1 protein-coding gene is annotated in these 1,750 nt (G+C 51.9%); it reads right to left on the minus strand.

Annotated elements, in window-relative coordinates:
- Positions 1 to 1,750 (minus strand): RHS repeat-associated core domain-containing protein (locus F602_RS10090; protein ID WP_169331159.1); only part of this gene is annotated, 1,750 nt, incomplete at both ends.

The raw sequence follows: 1,750 nt of genomic DNA on the forward strand, positions 1-1,750 counted from the left end.
AGCTATTTTGTGAACTGATGAGGCCCTTGTATTTTTTCTTCAGTTCATCATAGCTGAGTTTGTTCACATCTTTTTTGAAGGAATCACTGACCTTTAGTTGCTTGGCTGATTTGTCCTTAGCCTTGGCAGTCTTCGGATTACATACGTGTCTAAGGGTTGCGGCGAAGGCGGAGCCCCAGTTGAGGTAGAGGTTTTGAGCCTCTTTGGACCTCGGTGTTCCCTTGATACCAGTTGCTTGGGCATAGGCATTGCGGATGTTTTGTTGGCGTTGGGCGATGGCTCTAGCCTGGGCTTGTTTCTGCTGGTAAGCCGTATAGTGGCCGGCACTGCCTCCACCATAATAGCCTCCAACATAGGACGGACTTGGGCGATGGACTGCCGCATGTGGTCCAAAAGCAGCGTAGTAGCTGGCTGGTGGTCGGTAGCTTGGGTTGCTTTGGACGCGGTGGCGGATATGGTTGGCTGCCGAAAGGTAGCCTCCGCCACCAATGCCTGAATGACCGGAGAGGGCTGGGTCCACCCGCATCTGACTGTACTTGCGCTGATTCCTGGTATTAATGATTCGGCGTCTTGGTACATTCAGGCCCATCTTCCGGTGCCCACTCGGGTCTGTGTAGTTGACCGGATTGTTTTGGACATAGCTATAGAGGTTTTGGCTGAGTGGGTCTGTTAACTCCCCACTGTAGCTATCCTCCGTCAGGAAGGTACCAACCTGGCTGTCATAGTAGCGCGCTCTGAGGTAGTCTAGTCCCGTCACATCCCTAGCTTCCTCATTGTAGGCGAAGGGATTGCCGGTTTCATCGGTTGTCGTTTTCGTTGAACCATAAGGATGATAACTTGAGCTTGCGACTGCTTGACCATCCTTGGTCAGTCCTGTGACAGAGCCAGATTGGTTGGTCAGATACTGGTAGCTATCCCCCGTCTGGTTATTGAGGTAACTAGCTCGACCATTGCCATAAGTGTAGGTCTCACGGGCCTGCATCTGGTCATCATAGGTTTGGAGGACCTGGGCATGTTCCTGGTTGACATCGTTGACGTAGTTGCGCACCTCATAGTAGTTGTAGGTGTCGGTCTTGGTGGTGTAAGGGATGAGGACATCCTGGACTTCGCTGGCATAGGTCACGGGGTCCTGACCAGGCAGGTTCTTCTCATCTGGCGGATTGACCACCAGACCTTCCTTGGTCGCCCTGTCCTTAGCCACCTTCTGATGGTAGGCCACAGAGATGGTGTCGAAGGTGTCGATCCAGTCGTAACCTTGGCTGGTGCCCAGACCAGAGAAGAACTGCACCACATTCTGCGTGAAGCCATACCAGAAGAGAGAGTTCTCCTCACCATTTGGTGAGGTTTTCGGAGAAGTCACCTTCGGTTTGCGCTTGAAGAGCTGGTAAGTGTTGGTAGCTTGCGTACGGCTGGCAGTGAAGACGCGGTTATCATCACCATCATAAAGGGCCGCAAAGAGCATTCCTTCCTTATCCTTAACCGCAAGGAGCCTATTCTCCGTATCGTAGATATAGTCTAGGCTTTCATCCTTGCCTGTGGACTGGATGCGGTTGCCGTTTTGGTCATAGGCATAGGTGAGAACCTTGTCACCTGTCTTGACCTGGGTCAGGCGGTTGTTGGCATCATAGCTGAACTCAGACTCGGTTTCCTTGCCATCTGCTAGTTCTGTGCTGGTCAGCCTATTGCCAGCCAAGTCATAGGTGTAGCTAAAGGTAGCTAACTCCTGACTATTTTGATCAGAGATAGCCAT

The organism is Streptococcus minor DSM 17118 (genome assembly GCF_000377005.1).
Classification (GTDB): Bacteria; Bacillota; Bacilli; order Lactobacillales; family Streptococcaceae; genus Streptococcus; species Streptococcus minor.